This window comes from Jeotgalicoccus huakuii, from assembly GCF_036665975.1.
Lineage (GTDB): Bacteria > Bacillota > Bacilli > Staphylococcales > Salinicoccaceae > Jeotgalicoccus > Jeotgalicoccus marinus.
This window is the reverse complement of the sequence record NZ_JAVIYN010000019.1, coordinates 12,655-31,198: the sequence shown is the minus strand read 5'-3', so window position 1 is coordinate 31,198 and position 18,544 is coordinate 12,655. Positions and strand designations below refer to the sequence as shown.

General features: G+C 35.0%; 18 protein-coding genes. 9 read left to right on the top strand and 9 right to left on the bottom strand.

The window, feature by feature from the left end; translation table 11 throughout:
* Nucleotides 1-18: 18 nt before the first annotated feature.
* The 3 genes from rpsN to V6E76_RS09935 all read right to left on the bottom strand — a co-directional run bounded on the left by rpsN (nucleotide 19) and on the right by V6E76_RS09935 (nucleotide 1,443).
* Nucleotides 19-288, bottom strand: coding sequence for a 30S ribosomal protein S14 (gene rpsN, locus V6E76_RS09945; RefSeq protein ID WP_026867169.1), 270 nt, complete (start codon nucleotides 286-288; stop codon nucleotides 19-21).
* Nucleotides 289-845: 557 nt separating this feature from the next.
* Nucleotides 846-1,067: a hypothetical protein gene (locus V6E76_RS09940; RefSeq protein ID WP_026867170.1), complete on the bottom strand. Its 222-nt coding sequence runs from the start codon at nucleotides 1,065-1,067 to the stop codon at nucleotides 846-848.
* 301 nt (nucleotides 1,068-1,368) lie between these two features.
* Nucleotides 1,369-1,443, bottom strand: coding sequence for a type I toxin-antitoxin system Fst family toxin (locus V6E76_RS09935; protein WP_156889177.1), 75 nt, complete (start codon nucleotides 1,441-1,443; stop codon nucleotides 1,369-1,371).
* 492 nt (nucleotides 1,444-1,935) lie between these two features.
* Here V6E76_RS09935 and V6E76_RS09930 point away from each other — a divergent pair, with 492 nt between their 5' ends.
* On the top strand, nucleotides 1,936-2,703 hold the full coding sequence (locus tag V6E76_RS09930) for a hypothetical protein (RefSeq protein ID WP_166626268.1): 768 nt from the start codon (nucleotides 1,936-1,938) through the stop codon (nucleotides 2,701-2,703).
* A gap of 52 nt (nucleotides 2,704-2,755) precedes the next feature.
* Here the strand turns inward: V6E76_RS09930 and V6E76_RS09925 are convergent, their stop codons facing one another.
* Both V6E76_RS09925 and V6E76_RS09920 read right to left on the bottom strand, forming a co-directional pair.
* On the bottom strand, nucleotides 2,756-3,358 hold the full coding sequence (locus V6E76_RS09925; RefSeq protein ID WP_026867172.1) for a recombinase family protein: 603 nt from the start codon (nucleotides 3,356-3,358) through the stop codon (nucleotides 2,756-2,758).
* A gap of 353 nt (nucleotides 3,359-3,711) precedes the next feature.
* A complete protein-coding gene (locus tag V6E76_RS09920; protein WP_026858759.1) occupies nucleotides 3,712-4,254 on the bottom strand; it encodes a recombinase family protein in 543 nt (180 codons plus the stop codon).
* A gap of 130 nt (nucleotides 4,255-4,384) precedes the next feature.
* Here V6E76_RS09920 and V6E76_RS09915 point away from each other — a divergent pair, with 130 nt between their 5' ends.
* Both V6E76_RS09915 and V6E76_RS09910 read left to right on the top strand, forming a co-directional pair.
* The gene (locus V6E76_RS09915) at nucleotides 4,385-5,836 is read left to right on the top strand and encodes a SulP family inorganic anion transporter (RefSeq protein ID WP_247352466.1); all 1,452 of its coding nucleotides are present in this window, start codon (nucleotides 4,385-4,387) and stop codon (nucleotides 5,834-5,836) included.
* 19 nt (nucleotides 5,837-5,855) lie between these two features.
* The gene (locus V6E76_RS09910; RefSeq protein WP_026858757.1) at nucleotides 5,856-6,269 is read left to right on the top strand and encodes a universal stress protein; all 414 of its coding nucleotides are present in this window, start codon (nucleotides 5,856-5,858) and stop codon (nucleotides 6,267-6,269) included.
* Nucleotides 6,270-6,525: 256 nt separating this feature from the next.
* Here V6E76_RS09910 and V6E76_RS09905 read toward each other — a convergent pair whose 3' ends face one another.
* Both V6E76_RS09905 and V6E76_RS09900 read right to left on the bottom strand, forming a co-directional pair.
* On the bottom strand, nucleotides 6,526-6,801 hold the full coding sequence (locus tag V6E76_RS09905; protein ID WP_026858756.1) for a helix-turn-helix domain-containing protein: 276 nt from the start codon (nucleotides 6,799-6,801) through the stop codon (nucleotides 6,526-6,528).
* Nucleotides 6,802-6,850: 49 nt separating this feature from the next.
* On the bottom strand, nucleotides 6,851-7,393 hold the full coding sequence (locus V6E76_RS09900; RefSeq protein ID WP_247352464.1) for a recombinase family protein: 543 nt from the start codon (nucleotides 7,391-7,393) through the stop codon (nucleotides 6,851-6,853).
* 115 nt (nucleotides 7,394-7,508) lie between these two features.
* Between V6E76_RS09900 and V6E76_RS09895 the strand changes: the two genes are divergently transcribed.
* Together V6E76_RS09895 and V6E76_RS09890 are read left to right on the top strand one after the other, a co-directional pair.
* Nucleotides 7,509-8,960, top strand: coding sequence for a SulP family inorganic anion transporter (locus tag V6E76_RS09895; protein WP_026858754.1), 1,452 nt, complete (start codon nucleotides 7,509-7,511; stop codon nucleotides 8,958-8,960).
* Nucleotides 8,961-8,978: 18 nt separating this feature from the next.
* On the top strand, nucleotides 8,979-9,392 hold the full coding sequence (locus V6E76_RS09890) for a universal stress protein (protein WP_247352462.1): 414 nt from the start codon (nucleotides 8,979-8,981) through the stop codon (nucleotides 9,390-9,392).
* Between the two features lie 1,240 nt (nucleotides 9,393-10,632).
* Here V6E76_RS09890 and V6E76_RS09885 read toward each other — a convergent pair.
* Nucleotides 10,633-12,546, bottom strand: coding sequence for a heavy metal translocating P-type ATPase (locus V6E76_RS09885; protein WP_176760582.1), 1,914 nt, complete (start codon nucleotides 12,544-12,546; stop codon nucleotides 10,633-10,635).
* A 331-nt stretch (nucleotides 12,547-12,877) separates the two neighbouring features.
* On the bottom strand, nucleotides 12,878-13,204 hold the full coding sequence (locus V6E76_RS09880) for an ArsR/SmtB family transcription factor (protein ID WP_026858751.1): 327 nt from the start codon (nucleotides 13,202-13,204) through the stop codon (nucleotides 12,878-12,880).
* Between the two features lie 883 nt (nucleotides 13,205-14,087).
* Here V6E76_RS09880 and V6E76_RS09875 point away from each other — a divergent pair.
* The 4 genes from V6E76_RS09875 (at nucleotide 14,088) to resA (ending at nucleotide 18,477) form a co-directional block, all read left to right on the top strand.
* Nucleotides 14,088-14,456: an ArsR/SmtB family transcription factor gene (locus V6E76_RS09875; RefSeq protein WP_247352459.1), complete on the top strand. Its 369-nt coding sequence runs from the start codon at nucleotides 14,088-14,090 to the stop codon at nucleotides 14,454-14,456.
* Nucleotides 14,449-16,917: a heavy metal translocating P-type ATPase gene (locus V6E76_RS09870; protein ID WP_247352457.1), complete on the top strand. Its 2,469-nt coding sequence runs from the start codon at nucleotides 14,449-14,451 to the stop codon at nucleotides 16,915-16,917. Before V6E76_RS09875 ends, V6E76_RS09870 begins: the two co-directional genes overlap by 8 nt.
* On the top strand, nucleotides 16,914-17,534 hold the full coding sequence (locus tag V6E76_RS09865) for a CadD family cadmium resistance transporter (RefSeq protein ID WP_198687233.1): 621 nt from the start codon (nucleotides 16,914-16,916) through the stop codon (nucleotides 17,532-17,534). The genes V6E76_RS09870 and V6E76_RS09865 overlap by 4 nt, the downstream gene beginning before the upstream one ends.
* 409 nt (nucleotides 17,535-17,943) lie before the next feature.
* On the top strand, nucleotides 17,944-18,477 hold the full coding sequence (gene resA, locus V6E76_RS09860) for a thiol-disulfide oxidoreductase ResA (protein ID WP_026867188.1): 534 nt from the start codon (nucleotides 17,944-17,946) through the stop codon (nucleotides 18,475-18,477).
* Nucleotides 18,478-18,544 lie beyond the last annotated feature (67 nt).

Sequence of the window (18,544 nt, the reverse complement as noted above, 5' to 3'; positions counted from 1 at the left end):
GATTACTGGCTCTACTTTTTACCAACTTGCCTTTTTTACACCTGGAATCTGCCCTTTATAGGCATGATCACGAAAGGCAATACGAGACATATTAAATTTACGCATGTAACCACGAGGTCTACCGGTTACACCACAACGGTTGTTTACGCGTGTTGGTGATGAATCTCTAGGTAACTTCTGAAGTGCTTCATAATCACCTTTTTCTTTTAACTCTTTTCTTAACTCTGCATACTGTGCAACCATTTTTTCTCGCTTCTGTGCTTTAACTACTTTAGATTTCTTTGCCAAGTAAACACTCCTTTTGATTTTATCTTCTAACTCATCTAAGTGAATGAATTATAACGTAATCATTACGATTTATCAAAATAAAATATTATATAACAAAAAAACCGATGTATGATTTAAGATACATACATCGGCTTTGAAAGCAACTTTCTTATTCCCACTCAATGATGTACTCCAATTATCACCCTACAAGGGTTAATAAAAATCCTTTTAGATCAATGTTTTCCAACTATTTTCTTAAAAAGAATTCCAATACTATCTGCCCTTTTCCAGATAGTTTGCCCTTTTATTGCCCTGAAAACTCCACTAGGTTCTTATTTAAGAAACTTACTTAATTTAAAGTAAGAAGGCAGCATGTCATGTATAGAATCGATGTATTATTACCTAATTAATCATAGCAGTTATTTAGAGTACTTAAAGTTTATTCAAAAAACACAAGATGTTTCATTCAATCTCTGATGTGCTCCTCCTAAAGTAGACACTTAAAAATTAAAATAAAAAAAGCTTTCTAAATCTAGTAATTTAAGGATTTACAGTAAACGAATTTAATTAAATTGGTTCTAAAAAAAAGTGTTACCTACACTTATAAAGTCGTTATTTACAATAGTATCTCTTAGCTCTTTTCCAATTTCTTTAGCTTTTCTCTCTAGCATAGCTTCTAACTCCTTTTTATTCTGTCCATCTTGAAACTCGACAGTTTCTGAGTATTCTGCTTTAGAATCCTTACCTTCTATGAATTCAAAAACAATATCAAAGTCTACAACTACTTTTTTAAAAGCCATAACCTCTCCCTCCAAATAGCCATTTATTATAATAAAAAAAGTTGGCTTTTTCACTTCTCTCATCATACCAACTATATAATCTAATTAATAGTTCCTTATATTACCACCAAACATACTTAAGTTATCGCTAAAAAATATATCAAAAACGTTTCATTACAAGAATTTTGATTTTAATTAATTAGAATGTTATAATGTAGATAACAAAAATTAGTTCCATGGAATCACCGAACCCCCAATCTACTGGTATAGATTGGGGGTTTTTTGGTGTGGTTATTGTCGCCTACTTATTGTTACGCTTATCTCACCAATAGACAAAGAGCGCAACAATGCCCCCTACGATAATTGGGGCAATGATGTTAACAAAAATTAGTTCCATGGTGTTCACCTCCTTCCTGGTCGATGTTCGCCCAGGAAGTATAGGCGACTATGATATTGTATCATTTTTTATGTCCCGCAATAAGATTCGATCGTGTTTTAATGTAGACGCATCAGTTAGACTGGTTGCCCGTAATATACTGGCTTCTCCGAAACGTCTTTTGATTTTATCATAGGAAAGTTATATTGTGGGGTGTGGGATAAAATAATCCGTGAGGACGCACTCATATGTTGTGATCGACGTTTCTGCATAACTTTTTTCTCCTGTGCTAGAAAAAACAGTGGAGATTCATTTATGCCGAGAAAACTTTTGGTGGGAAAAGCAACCCTGAATAAACTAAAAAACCGGTAGGCATATACCGCGAGGTATCAAAAATGCCTACCTACAGCTTTTGGGTTTTTAGGGTTGCCGTTGGTTCACACCAAAAGAAAATTGGAATAAAAATTATTGATATAATTAGTAAAAAATAAAAGTATATGAATGGAGAAGTGGATGGATAATAAACAATCATTTATCGAAAAAATAGTGACTTATGAACCTGTTTTAATTTCTGATTTATTAGCGTTTATTTCCTCAATAATTTTATTAATAATTACTTGGAAATCTGTTTCTAATGCTAAAAAGAGTAATGAAATCACTTTAGATTCTTTGAAAATTTCAGAAGAGACATTAAAGTTACAAAAACAGCAATTCAATGAAAATATTAAACCTGTTTTAGTGATGTATTTTCCTGATGTAATGACAGAAGAGAAATCTCATTTTAACGAAAGTTGGGTTGCTGAGAATGTGTCTATGCTTTTTGGAGATTATCGTTTTAGTATTAAAAATACATCAAAAAACATTGCTTATAATGTGAGGGTTTATTTGTATTTATATGCAGAAAATGAGACTTGGATGAAACATAAAGATAATGGTTATAAGGATTTGGGGTTAATATTTACTACTAACGGATCATATCATTTAGATAGTAATGAAAAATTAAAAAATACTATTCCTTATCACTATTTTAAAGGTAAGATGAAAAATTTTTATACTGACATTTATATAATAGTTTCGTATGAAAATAAAATTGGAGATGTTTATGAAGAAGGTTATGTATTAAGACAAATGGGTCATGTTTATGGTGAATCTCATGTCACTGTAAGTTTTGAACCAAAAAGTATGGAGGTTGTAAAACTAAAAGAGACAGTATTGAATCAAAAAGAATTTTTAGAAAAACATTTTGAGAAAGATCTTTTTTATTATTTTGTGCCTAAATAATTTTGATTTCTTCTTATCTTGATACTATACGTCACATTTCTGTTGATAAACACTATTTCATTTCTTTCTTAATTCTATATATAGTCTGTCGTGTAATTCCTACTTCTTTCACAATTTGGGATATGGCAATGCCTTCTTTCAACTGAGAAACGACACGATGATACACGAGTCGCTTTTGAGGATCTTTCGCATTTGGAAAGTAAAGTATCGGTCGGCCTTTATAGATTCCTTTACTTTTTGCCAATTTAATACCTTGGGCTTGTCTACGCTTTGATTCCGAACGCTCCTGTTCTGCAATCATGCCTAGTATTTGGATGATTAGATCTTTGATGAACTTATCCAACAGTGGGTTGCCGATCGCTTCACTCATAATAGGCAAACTTGTGATAACCAATTGAACATCTTTTTGCTTTAAGAAATTAACTGTATCTATGATTTCATCGTAATTTCTTCTTAATCGGTCAATAAATTCTACAATGAGTTGGTCTTCCGAACGCACAAAGTCTAAGACTTCTTTGAAGACACTGCGCTCATTTACGGTGGCACCAGATCTCTTTTCTCTAAAAACCTTTTCTGCACCAAATTCTTCTAATACTTCAATCTGTCTATTCAAATTCTGATCCAATGACGACACTCGAGCGTAGCCTATTTTCATATAACCATCTTTTCTGAATATAATTAAAATACACCCTAATCATACACTGAAAAACCAGTGAAAATAATATCCTTGTAATGTCTATTTAGGGTCTACCTTTATTAGGCAACTATATAACACTTTAAAAAAGAAATACTGTCAATTTCGATGTTATTTCGCACTGATTTGGGCGATAATTTGTACTATAGTTAAGAAGCCCAGCTAATCTTTTCACAAAGACAGCTGGGCTTTAAAGTTGGTTATGCAAAATAACACTTAAAATATATGCAATTTATCGTCAAAAATGACAATCCTAGTATTTGTATTAAACAATTAAAAAACTCAAAACGTCTCAAAAATATTCGTTTATGAGATTATTTGTCTAAATGTCTATATAGAGTAGCGCGACTTATATTTGTAGCAGCTTTAATTTCATCCAGTGTGTATTTTTTTAACATATACATTTCAACTGCTCTTTTTATATTATCGTCACTTCGTTTAGGTCTTCCCATTTTCTTTCCATCTTTTCTTGCCTTTTTAACACCTAATTGTGTTCTGAATCTGACAACATCACTTTGAAAATTAGAAATTTCATTTAAAATGTGTTGGAAACTATATTCTGCAGCAGCAGAAACTAGTATGTCCGGATTGATAATAAGGATACGTACACCTTTTTTACTGCATAAGTCAATGATATCTACTAGCTGTTTTGTTGAGTCGGCTAGTATACATATATCTGTAATAAACAATTCATCATTTTCTTTCAGTGTCTCATGAAGCAAAGAGTCTAACTGATTTCTAAGTTTATTTTCTGCATGTTCTTCTATATAGATATCCTTAGTATGTTCTTCTAATTTTTTCTTTTGATTTTCAATATCATCATATAATTCAATAGGTCTTATATAACCGTATTTCATTTAATTCCACTCCTGTCTTTACAATATTGTAACATTAAATTTAAATATATTATTCTCATAAAGGGAAGTACATATGAAACTCTTCTGTTATAATTACTTTATATATTTAATTTAGAGTAGGAAGTGTATTATGTTAGAAAAATTTAAAAAGGAATGGCTGACAGCGCCGGGTACGAATATTTTGGCCGGTGTGGTAGTTGCATTAGCATTAATTCCTGAAGCAATCGCATTTTCAATTATTGCCGGAGTCGATCCGATGGTTGGTTTATATGCATCATTTCTTATTGCGGTAATCATTTCATTCGTTGGTGGACGGCCAGCTATGATTTCAGCTGCGACAGGGGCAATCGCGTTACTTATTGTGCCGCTAGTCAATGATTACGGGGTCGATTATCTGCTGGCAGCGACAATACTCATGGGAGTTATTCAACTAGTTTTTGGGCTGTTAAAAGTTGGTAAATTGATGAAATTCATACCAAACTCTGTGATGATTGGTTTTGTTAATGCGCTCGCAATTATGATATTCATGTCTCAAATTGAACATATTTTTGGAATATCTATCGATAGTTATGTTTACGTCATCGCTACATTATTTATAGTATATATATTTCCAAAGTTCATTAAAAAAATACCTGCACCATTAATCGCTCTTGTCGTTCTGACGGGTGTTTATATTATTTTCGGATCTAACGTAGGTACAGTCGGTGATCTTGGTACTATTGAAAGATCTCTACCGAGCTTCTTTATTCCAGACGTTCCATTTACTATGGAAACTCTAATGATTATCTTGCCTTATTCGCTTTCTATGGCGGTTGTTGGACTGGTAGAAAGTCTACTAACTGCTAGAATTGTCGATAATGCAACAGACACTTACAGCAGCAAAAATAAAGAATCCCGCGGTCAGGGTATCGCAAATTTCATTACTGGATTCTTTGGTGGAATGGGTGGTTGTGCCATGATCGGTCAATCAATCATTAATGTGAGATCCGGTGCGACTACAAGATTATCTACTTTCACTGCTGGTGTTTTTCTAATGTTTCTGATTATCGTGCTTGGTGATTGGGTCGTCCAAATTCCAATGCCAATACTTGCGGGTATTATGGTGATGGTTGCTATTGGTACATTCGACTGGGATTCATTCAAGTATGTCGCTAAAGCTCCCCGTACAGATGCTTTCGTGATGCTAATTACAGTCATTATTGTATTATTCACACATAACCTTGCAATCGGAGTTATCGTAGGAGTTATATTCAGCGCACTTTTCTTTGCTACAAAAATTTCGAAAGTAGACGTTCATTTGGAAGAAATGAAAAATACTATTAGACTGAGTTTTGAAGGACAGATCTTCTTTGCATCTATTGATACAACGATTGAACAAATTGATTTTAAGAAATACGATAAACCTGTTCAATTAGATTTTTCCAAGGCTCATTTATGGGATGATTCTGCAGTAGATGCAATTGATACGATTGTAAGAAAGTTTGAAGAAAAGGGCAACATTGTTCATATCAGGGAATTGAATACAGACAGTCGTAAGATTGTTAAAGAGCTGAGTCAATTAAATGAACAACATCTGACTTAATAATAAGGGGGAGATATTAATGTATAAATCAATTCTACTTGCCGCCGATGGTTCTGAGAACAGTATCAGGGCAGCAGAAGAAACATTAAATTTCATCAATGAAGAAACAGAAGTAACAATACTCAATGTGATCGACCCTACTGATTCTAAAAATGATGTATTACACAGTGGTCCTTCAGAAAGTATTATGCATAAACGTAAAGAAAAATTATCAAAGATTATAAATCTCTATGAGACGAATAACATCTCTTACACGATTCAGTATGAACATGGCGTACCCAATGAAACTGTGGTCGCTTTTGCCAATAAAGGACACTATCAGTTAGTCGTCCTTGGCAATAGGGGATTGAATAGTTTGCAGGAAATGGTAATGGGAAGTGTGAGCCATAAAGTGGCAAAACGTTCAGAAATTCCAGTAATGATAGTTAAATAACATTTGAAGAAACGACTACTGTAATGTACTTCATTTCAATGGTCGTTTCTTTATAATTAACATCTCTTAAATTTTTGGAATATATCATTTATGGTAACTCTCGTAACGTATGACCCGTTAATGAGATATATTTTTTCACCTATAGGTTTAAGAAGTTTTTTACTTTAGTGAGGTATTTTACATGAGGAAAAAGCATATTATCTGTCGTAAAAGATACATGAAAATTTTTATAATCAGTGATGGAAGTACAGTGGTTCTATTTTTTATTACAGTTTAAATATCGATAAAAAGTAGTTCTGCTAATGCCAATCGTTTCAATAATTTCTTTTACACTGTATTCTCCCGTATTATATAGATTAATAGCTTTTGTAATATCGGTGATTTTAACTCTTGGGCGGCCGCCTTTTCGATTCCTTCCTCTTGAATCTTTTAAACTCTCCTCAAAATTATATCTTTCTAATAAATCAGAATGATGTATAAAATATTGTTGACGGGTGTCCACTCGATTACACCCATAAACATACTGGCTCAAAAAATTACCTCCCTTATAATATATCATCTCAAAATATCCGTTTATAAGACTATTTATCTAAATGTCTATATAGAGTAGCTCGACTTATATTTGTAGCAGATTTAATTTCATCTAATGTGAATTTTTTTAACGTATACATTTCTATCGCTTTTCTAATATTTTCATCGTTCCGTTTTGGTCTTCCCATCTGTTTTCCTTTTTTTGTAGCACTGTTTACTCCTTCTTTGGTCCTAAATCTGACTACGTCACTTTGAAAATTTGAGATTTCACTTAAAATTTGATTAAAGGTATATCGAGGTGTAGGGCTGATAAACATAGAAGGATTGATAATACGGATTGAAATAAAGTCGCGGTCTAAAGAATTGACAATATCGACAAGCTGTTTGGTTGAATCTGCTAAAATACATAAATCAGTAACATACAGTTGGTCATTTGGCTTCAATATATCATTAAGCAATCTATCTAATTGATATCGATTTTTAGTATCTGTATGATTTTCCCTTATAATGTTATGAGTATAAATTTTTATTTTTTTCTCTTGTTCAGGTATAACATCATATAAATCAATTGGTCTAATGTAGCCATATTTCATTAAATAACACTCCTTTCTTTAGAAAGTATAACATTTATTCTCATAAAGGGGTATACATATGGAACTATTCTGTTATACTTACTTTAGTTATTTTAAAAGAGTAGGAAGTGTATTTATGAAAGAAAAGTTTAAAAAAGAATGGCTGACTGCGCCGGGTACTAACATTATGGCTGGAGTCGTCGTCGCATTGGCTTTGATTCCAGAAGCCATCGCATTTTCAATTATTGCTGGAGTCGATCCAATGGTAGGGTTGTATGCTTCATTCCTTATTGCTGTAATCATTTCGATTGTCGGCGGTCGTCCAGCTATGATTTCGGGAGCAACCGGTGCAATCGCATTACTTATAGTCCCGCTTGTCAGTGAATACGGCGTTGATTATTTATTGGCAGCGACAATACTCATGGGAATTATTCAACTGATTCTAGGTTTGTTAAAAGTTGGAAAGTTAATGAAGTTTATTCCGAACTCAGTAATGATTGGCTTCGTTAATGCCCTTGGTATTATGATATTTATGTCTCAAATTGAACATATTTTCGGTATATCCATTGATACTTACATCTATGTAATTGTCACACTTCTTATCGTTTATATTGTTCCGAGATTCCTCAAGAAGGTACCTGCACCATTGATTGCACTCTTACTTTTGACAGGTATTTATATTATTTTTGGTTCTAACGTAGGGACAGTGGGGGATTTAGGAAATATTGAGCGATCTCTCCCAAGCTTCTTTATTCCAGATGTTCCATTTACCATGGAAACCCTAATGATTATTTTACCTTACTCGCTATCGATGGCTATTGTAGGTCTCGTAGAAAGTTTACTGACTGCTAAAATAGTCGATAACGCAACGGACACTTACAGCAGCAAAAACAGAGAATCCCGCGGTCAGGGTATCGCAAACTTTATTACAGGATTCTTTGGTGGTATGGGTGGTTGTGCCATGATTGGTCAATCAGTTATCAACGTGAAATCAGGTGCCACAACTAGATTGTCTTCTCTCAGTGCGGGTGTTGTATTAATATTGATGATTATTGTTCTGGGCAATTGGGTTGTTCAGATTCCAATGCCAATACTTGCCGGTATTATGGTAATGGTTTCTATTGGTACATTCGACTGGAGTTCTTTCAGATATGTGCAAAAAGCACCAAGGACTGATGCATTCGTCATGCTCATCACAGTAGCTATTGTATTATTTACACATAACCTTGCAATCGGTGTTATTGTGGGTGTTATATTCAGTGCGCTCTTCTTTGCGACGAAAATCTCAAAAGTCGATGTGTATCTGGAAGAAATGGAAAATACTATTACGCTGCATTTTGAAGGTCAGATTTTCTTTGCATCAATTGATACAACAATTGAAAAAATTGATTTCAAGAAATATGATAAACCGATTCAATTAGATTTTTCCAAAGCTCATTTATGGGATGACTCCGCAGTAGATGCGATTGATACCATCGTAAGAAAGTTTGAGGAAAAAGGTAATACAGTTTATATCAAACAATTAAATACAGACAGTCGTAAAATTGTTAAAGAACTGAGTCAGTTGAATGAACAGCACCTTACTTAAGATATAGGAGGAATTTCGATGTATAAATCAATTTTGCTTGCCGCAGACGGTTCTGATAATAGTATCAGAGCCGCAAAGGAAACGTTAAATTTTATCAATGAAGAGTCAGAAGTTACCATACTCAATGTCATCGATCCAGCAGATTCTAAAGACGATGTGCTACACAGTGGAGCTTCAGAAAGTATTATTAATAAGAGAAAAGAAAAACTGTCAGAAATTATTAGTGTTTATGAATCGAACGATATTCCTTACCTGATTCATTATGAACATGGTGTGCCGAATGAAACTGTTGTCGCTTTTGCCAATAAAGGACAGTATCAATTAGTCGTTTTGGGCAATAGGGGATTGAATAGTCTGCAGGAAATGGTAATGGGAAGTGTGAGTCACAAAGTTGCCAAACGTTCGAAAATTCCAGTAATGATTGTTAAATAAACATTTGAAGCGTCTATAGAAAATCCTATAGACGCTTCTTTTTAAATTTTTATCAAAAAAACCATTTATACATAGAAGAATATATAAGCGAAATTAATTAAATAAATAAAGCATGCATACTCATATTCAAGGTGAAATTTATGTAGAAGAAATAAGTTGATCTCCAGGTGTTTGTGGCTAATCACCGGTTGAAATACTTATTAAGTGTGAACTAAATGGTTAAAGTATAGTTAAATGTAAGATACATAATTTCATAAAATTTCGTAAGACAACATTTAAATTAAGTGCAAAATAAAATATAAAGTTACACCAAAACTAATGGAATCAATAGTCTTATAATGTTTATTTAGGGTCTAATCTAATCAAACAAAAATTTAAGAGAGAAGTCATATCTACAAGTTTTTTAACCAGAAGATTATTTTGATCTATTTCAAAAATTTTCAAACCGTTCTTAAAAGTGTATTTTTATAACCGTATGATAAAAGAGAAATTTTAGTCGCTTACTTCGTTTCAAGATATTACTGATACAATAAGGTTAAAAATCGGTACGTTTAACGGAACAAGTGTAGGTATTATAATAAACGTTTTTGATTTTGATGAAAAATAAGCTGTTCAATTTTTGATTGAACAGCTTTACCTAGTTATCCTTACTTTTATTCTTTTACCCTCAAAAGGCGGAGAGCATTCAGTATTACAATAATAGCAGCTCCTGTATCACTTAATACGGCCATTCATAGTGTAAGTATTCCCAAGAATATCAGAACAAATGCCGCCAACTTTATTGTGATGGAAAACCAGGTGCGGTTGGGAAAATCCCCTTCCTGCGATTACCGTTCACAAACGCCCAAAAAGAGCAACTGGCCCTTTTAGCTCTGGGACTGTCTTGGCATAGAGAAGGTAAAACCTTTCCCACTTAAAAGAACGGAAAAAGACGCTCTGTCCTGGCATTATCTTTGGCTCGACGCTTGCCCCCATACGGATATTAATCGTTTCGAAACTTTTAATACAGTCAATGTAACTTTTGAATGTAAACTGGCTGCCTTAAGTCACTGTTTATGATTTTATGCTTCCCATGCTCTTTAATTGCTTATTTGACCGCCCGTATGATAAAAACGGTATGCAAGGCATTGTTTTTACTCATAACATCTTTATTAGATTGCTCTGTTTTTTAGTGTCCAATGTTATGGGAACATTGTAGAATCCACACTTCAAAGTTCATTCATGTCAATCGATTCGTTCATTATTTAGATCTTAATAATCGAAGTCCATTTAGTATAACAACTAAAGTACTTCCTTCATGAACAATTACACTGATTGTAATATCAGTTAATCCTAACAAACTAACGACAACTAAAAAGGCAACAACTGCCATTGAAAAAATAATATTTTGCCTAATAACACGACCCATATTTGAGGAAATTTTATGAGACTGTACTAATTTAGATAAATTGTTCTGCATTAAAACCAAATCAGATACTTCTACTGCCACATCAGTACCGCCCCCCATAGCTATACCAACATCAGCATTAACAAGGGCCGGTGCATCGTTCACACCATCTCCGACCATGGCAGTAACTCCAAATTTTTCTTTTTGTTCTTCTATAATTCTGGATTTATCTTCAGGCATTACATTAGCGATAACTTCGTCTATTCCCAATTGTTCGCCTACAGCTTTTCCCGTCATTTCCGAATCACCAGTAATTAAAGTCGTGTGGATACCAAGTTTCTTAAAGTAATTAATTGTTTCTTTAGCATGCTCATTCGGAATATCCATTAGAGCTATAAGCCCAATAACTTCTTCATTTTCTGCTACGTATACAACCGTCTTTCCTTCTGATGCCCAATCATGATTGAACTGGGTATACTCTTCAGAAACACTTTCAAAAGAAGTAGGCTTACCAATACGATAATTTTTTCCATTATAATCTCCTGTCAGACCTTTTCCAATTTGATTAGTAACTTCGATGCCTATTTTATTTTTAACTTCAAATTTTTCTAAAATAGCATTAGCGAGTGGGTGATTGGATTCCTTTTCAAGGGCGACTATAATATCAATAATATTTTCTTCGTTCACAGAATGAGTGAAATAGTAATTTGTTACTTTAGGTTCTCCGTTCGTAAGGGTTCCTGTTTTATCGAAGGCAATTGCATCTATATCCGCTAATTGTGATAGGTAAGTACTTCCTTTTGAAAGCACGCCTTTTTTAGCTAGGTTAGATGTTGTAGATAATGTTACAGATACAGTAGCTGCTGCCAAAGCACACGGTGAAGCTGCGACTAAAAGCACTAATCCCCTGTAAACACTTTGCGACCATGTCCAATCAAATAAAAAAGGAGCAAGTAACATTACTAATGGTATTGCGATTAAAACGATATTAACATATTTAGGCTCGAATTTTTGAATGATACTGGCAGCTTTTGTTTGATTATCTTGGTTTTGACTAACTAATTGTAAAATTTTAGAGAATACAGTATCCTTGTTTTCCTTAGTGACTTCCATAGTAAAAGTACCTGTTCCATTAATCGTACTTCCAAAAACTTCGTCACCCTTAGACTTCTCTTTCGCTATACTTTCTCCATTAATAGAAGATTCATCAATTGAGGTAGTACCCGATAAAATAATTCCATCAATTGGAACTTGATCACCGTTCAGCACTTGGAGTTGATCTCCAACTTTTAATTCACTGACATCAACAATTTTTGTGTTTCCATCAGGTAGAATTAATTTAGCTGTCGTTGGGTTCATTTCGAGTAGCTTAGTAATTTCTCTTTTACTTCTTCCTTCAGCGTAATCTTCAAGAAAATGAGCGCCGGAAAAAATAAGTATCAAAAGGGTTCCTTCCCAAAAACTCCCTATCAGAGAAGCCCCGATTGCAGCTAATCCCATTAGAATATGAGAATTAGGAGTGAATTTCCCCTTTAATTTAGTATTTTCAACTGTCTCTCCAATTCCTTCGAGAATAATTACATGGTAGCCGGCTGTGATTGTGGCAAATGAAAATAAGATGTTTTGTATTAATAAATTTTCATCGCTTAAAAAAAGCCCAATTATAGCCAACACTAAGCCAATAAAATATGAAATAATTGGCATTTTTCCGTGGGTATGATCGTGGCTATGACTTTCGTGTGCTTGTTGCTCTTGAATATTTTTCATTTCTATCACCTTTCTAAATAAATATGATATATCGGGTTCCAATATATTCGCAGTAAGCTTAACTAAACCAGGACGTTAATTGACCACATCCAAACTTTTTGTTCCAATAATACATCCTATGAATTTATCAACCGTATTCACTAACCCTCTCTGCTACACCCATCTCACTTTCTTTCGAGATATCATACAACGCTTTCCATTCTGTTTTTTGTTTTCCATATCCATTGCAAAACCCTCTTTTCATACGCTTATAATCTATATTGTTATATAATCATATAACAATATTAATGACGTAAATTACTATTAACACTAATTACTGGTTTACGGAATACTAGTTATGATAGGCGTGATCGATCGCCTGTTTTAGCATATTCATAGTATGTTCATCATTATGGGAGTAAAACAACGTTGTGCCTTCCCTTCGGAATTTTACTAACCGTAAATTTTTCAAGAACCGCAATTGATGGGAAACTGTTGATTGTCTAAGATGTAGCGTTTCAGCAATACCGTTTACCGAATACTCCTTATAAAAGAGCGAATGGAGAATCCGGATTCTCGTAGGATCACCTAACGCTTTAAATGTTTGCGATACGACAAATAATGTTTCATCATCTAAGTCCTTATTATTTACTTCCTCAAATTCTTTTTTTTCTTCCATTATTTTTCCCTCACTTTAGGTTTCAAGTCCAAATCTTATATAATAATCACTATTTATCTACATATATTAATATATGTTCATATATATGATATTATCATCTGAATAAAGAGTCAAATAATATTTAATATGAATTCATATATTTTGTTTTGATTTTTTAGCGTAAAATAAACAAAGCATTTTTAAGGAGAGTAGTGGGATGAGTGCAGTATGGATGATCCGGCATTCGCTTCTGCATTTTGAATTGGTGTGGCGGTGGACTCGCTTGGATAATGAAAGGTTTTCAAAGTGGTCATGGCTTCATTTATTCATTATGTGCAGGCCTTATAATTGGTTTATTATTTTTTGAAATGATTCCAGAAAGTATTGAATTAGGCGGGTGGGTAATTTAAATCGGTGGAATAGCAATAGGCTTAGTATTATTCCAATCCATTCATCTATTAATAGATAAAATTACAATTATCACTAATAGTCATCAAAAAGATATTTTCGTTCGATCGGGAGTACTTTTAACTACCAGTATAGCAATTCATAATTTCCCTGTTGGCATCGCGATTGGATCAACAATTGGAACAAGTATGGGAAATTTCATGTTGACCACCTTATTTCTACATAACATACCTGAAGGAATAATTATTTTTAGCTGCGTTCGGTATGCTTACTTGGATACTGTTCGCAATAATTTTAGCAATCCATATCACGACAGGGTAATTATTCAGTCAATTGTTCGAGATTGGAAAATCATCTTTCATTGCATTATTTTCCTTAGCGTATGTTTTCCGTGTTTTGTTGGTAGGGCCCTTTATTATTCAAACATCTGCTTGAATAAAGAAAAATAAGATGATACACTATATTCAAACAAATATTTGAATGATGAGGTGTATGTATGAATAAAAAAGAAACATGTGAAGTTTTTTGTTATGACGAAGAAAAGGTTAACCGGATGCAAGAGAATTTACAAACTGTCGATATTGCCGGTATATCACAGATGCTTAAGGCCATCGCTGATGTGAATAGGGCCAAAATCACCTATTCCTTATGCCGGGAAGAGGAATTATGTGTCTGTGACATCGCAAATATACTCGGTGTGACTGTAGCAAATGCATCTCATCATTTACGCACGCTCTACAAAGAAGGCATCGTCACATTCAGGAAAGAAGGCAAACTTGCGTTCTATTCTCTGGAAGATCAGCATATTAGGGAAATCATGACGATTGCATTAATACATAGGAAAGAAGTGATGGCCCATGTCTGAAGGTATCGTAGAGCTGACTGAAGAAGAAAAAAGTGTTTACCGTGTTCAGGGATTTTCCTGTGCGAACTGTGCAGGGAAATTTGAGCGCAATGTGAAGAAACTACCTGAAGTTCAAGATGCGAAGGTGAATTTTGGCGCATCGAAAATTTCTGTATACGGTTCGGCAACGGTTGAGGAACTGGAAGAAGCAGGGGCATTTGAAAACCTCAAGGTGGTGCCTGAAAAGTCTAGGCGTCAAATGCAACCAGAAGTGAATAAAGAAAAAAATGTTTACCGTGTTCAGGGGTTTTCCTGTGCAAATTGTGCTGGTACATTTGAAAAAAATGTGAAGAAACTACCTGAAGTTCAAGATGCGAAGGTGAATTTTGGCGCATCAAAAATTTCTGTATATGGTTCTGCAACGGTTGAGGAACTGGAAGAAGCAGGGGCATTTGAAAACCTCAAAGTGGTACCTGAAAAATCTCGAGAAGAAAGTGGACAAGACAAAAAAGAAAAGGAAGTAACCATTCCATTTTATAAAAAGCACAGCACTCTGCTCTATTCGCTACTGTTTATCGCTTTTGGCTTCATTTCAATGTTGGTGAATGGTGATGACAATATTCTTACACCACTGCTATTCATCACTTCCATGATTGTCGGAGGGGCTTCAATGCTGAAAACGGGTCTCCAGAATTTAGTCCGGTTTGAATTTGATATGCGAACCCTGATGACAGTCGCAGTGATTGGCGGTGTCATCATCGGAGAATGGGCCGAGGTCGCCATTGTTGTCATCTTGTTTGCCATCAGCGAAGCGTTGGAGCGTTTCTCGATGGATCGAGCAAGGCAATCCATCAGTTCATTGATGGATATTGCTCCTAAAGAGGCACTTGTCAGACGCAACGGACAGGAAATGACAGTACACGTCAATGATATTGCTGTGGGCGATATCATGCTTGTTAAGCCTGGACAGAAAATTGCTATGGACGGCGTAATTGTCAATGGCTACTCTGCAATCAACCAGGCAGCAATCACAGGTGAATCAGTGCCGGTTGAAAAATCGATCGATGATGAAGTATTTGCAGGGACACTGAACGAAGAAGGCTTACTGGAAGTTAAAATCACTAAATTGGTTGAAGATACGACCATTGCCAAAATCATTCATCTGGTGGAAGAAGCACAAGGTGAGCGTGCTCCTGCCCAGGCATTCGTTGATAAATTTGCAAAATATTATACGCCTGCCATTATGGGTGTCGCAGTGCTGGTTGCGATTGTACCCCCGTTATTTTTCGGTGCGAGCTGGTCCACTTGGGTGTATCAAGGGTTAGCGGTTCTCGTTGTAGGTTGTCCATGTGCATTGGTAATTTCCACGCCGATAGCGATTGTTTCGGCAATCGGAAATGCTGCCAAGAAGGGAGTCCTTATAAAAGGCGGGGTCTACCTCGAAGAAATGGGTGGATTAAAGGCCATTGCATTTGATAAGACCGGCACACTCACAAAGGGCGTCCCGGTTGTAACTGATTATCGTTTAATCGACAATGCAATTGATGAAAAGGAAATGCTGGCAGTCATCACAGCATTGGAAGATCGTTCCCAGCATCCATTGGCATCCGCGATTATAAAGAAGGCAGACGGTTATAACCTTCCTTATTCTGATATCTTTGTCGAAGACTTTTCTTCTATTACAGGCAAGGGGATACGGGGCAAAATCAATAATGAAATGTATTACGTTGGCAGCCCGGCATTATTTGAAGAGATGGAGGCAGCTAATTTCAATGATGCAATTAAAAGTGATGTCAAAACACTTCAAGAACAAGGTAAGACCGTTATGGTTGCAGGAACAAAAAATACAGTTCAGGCAATTATTGCAGTCGCGGATGAAGTCCGCGAATCAAGTAAAGCGGTAATCCAGAATCTGCATCAGGCAGGCATCGAAAAAACAGTCATGCTTACGGGAGATAATCATAGTACTGCCCGTGCGATTGGTTCACATGTCGGTGTCACAGATATTCAATCTGAATTGCTCCCGCAGGATAAACTAGACGTAATCAAGCAATTAAAAACTGATTATCGTCATGTAGGCATGGTCGGCGATGGGGTCAATGACGCCCCAGCGCTGGCAGCTTCCACCGTTGGTATCGCTATGGGTGGCGCCGGTACAGATACCGCTCTTGAAACAGCAGATGTCGCTTTAATGGGCGATGACCTGAGGAAACTGCCCTTTACCATCAAACTTAGCCGTAAAACATTGAACATCATCAAAGCGAATATCGCTTTTGCCATTGGAATCAAACTGATTGCTCTATTGTTGGTCATCCCAGGATGGCTGACACTATGGATTGCGATTCTCTCGGACATGGGTGCCACTTTAGTGGTGGCCTTGAATGGCTTGAGGCTTATGCGTGTGAAGGAAGATGAATTAAGCTTGGGTTCTTCCCAGATAAATAAAAGTACTGATGCTGAAAAATTGGAGTTGGAACTATGATTGTAACGGCATTTACAGCTGCTGCCGTTTATGTAGCGACAGGAATCGACTACCTCGTTATATTGATTCTTCTGTTTTCGCAAATCAAAAAGAGTAATCAAATAAAACATATTTGGATTGGACAATATATAGGGACAATCATTATTATAGGCGCAAGTCTTCTGGTCGCATTGGGAGTAGCCAATTTTATTCCTCAACAATGGATGATCGGCCTCCTTGGATTGCTGCCACTTTACCTGGGTATAAAAATATGGATTCAAGGTGAAGAAGACGAAGATGAAGGCAACATTCTCTCCTTCTTCTCTTCAGGTAGATTCAATCAATTATTCATAACGGTCACTTTCATTGTACTGGCTTCCAGTGCGGATGATTTCGCTATCTATATACCGTACTTTACGACTTTAAATATGATGGAAATCATTATTGCCGTCATTGTTTTCATGATCATGGTTGGTGTTCTATGTCTAATCAGCTATCGATTGGCTTCCTTGAATTTTGTTTCAGATAAAATCGAAAAATATGAACGTTGGATCGTTCCAATCGTCTTTATAGGATTAGGAATTTATATCCTATTTGAAAATGGCACATTCAACGCTCTGTTCTCATTCGTATTTTAATAGAAAATTTTATAAGCCGATATCTCTCTTTTAATGTGAGATATCGGCTTCATTTTAGTGCAAAATAAAGTCAAAAGTCACAGCAATCAATATTTGTATAATAAGGATCTACTCAAAACATCCGATTTTCATAAGCAAATTTATCTGGCTTATTTTAGTGTTGAATTTAAATTTATTCATAATTTGAAATGTCACATTAAATACTAATAAAATGCACAGTTTCTTTAAAAATTTGATTTAAGCTAAATAATTAGAGGGGAATTTTTTAATAGCTAAAATTGGTAATAAGACTAGTGTACGAATGATTTCTTATTCTAATAGAATAGTAAGTTTGTTTGAAAATTATCTTTCAAAATTAACTATGTATGAGGTGCAAGATGAAAGTAATTGCTACTGGAGGTGTAAGAGTATGAAGAAAAAAACAAGGAAGATTCTAAGAATCAGTATTATACTGAGTGTCATTATTTTGTTAGGTGTGACCTTATGGTTCAACTTAACTTCTGATACAAAAGCCTTACAAGTAGGCGATGAATCAATTGATTTTCAATTGGAGACGTTAAATGGTGATTCAATACAATTATCGGATATCAATTCAGAAAAAGGTGTTATTTTGAATTTCTGGGGGACTTGGTGTAAGCCGTGTCGTGAAGAAATGCCTGATATGAACCGAATTTATAATGAAGGACATGAAGACTATGAAATCATTGCAGTAAATGTTTCTGAGGATGAGCAGCAGATTAATCAGTTCTTATCCAGTTTAGATGAAAAACTTAATTTTCCAGTTGCATTGGATCGCAATAGAGAAGTGACTAAAGCGTATCAAGTAGGCCCACTGCCAACGACAATAGCAATCAATAAAAACGGCATTGTTGTGGAGAAGAAAGAATATCAGTTAACTGTAGATGATATTTATAGATTTGTAGAACAATCATCTTCTGAATAGGATGAGAGTTTATAGGATTGAAAGAAATAAAATGTGGAAGAAATTCGTTCGGATTATTTAAAAGATG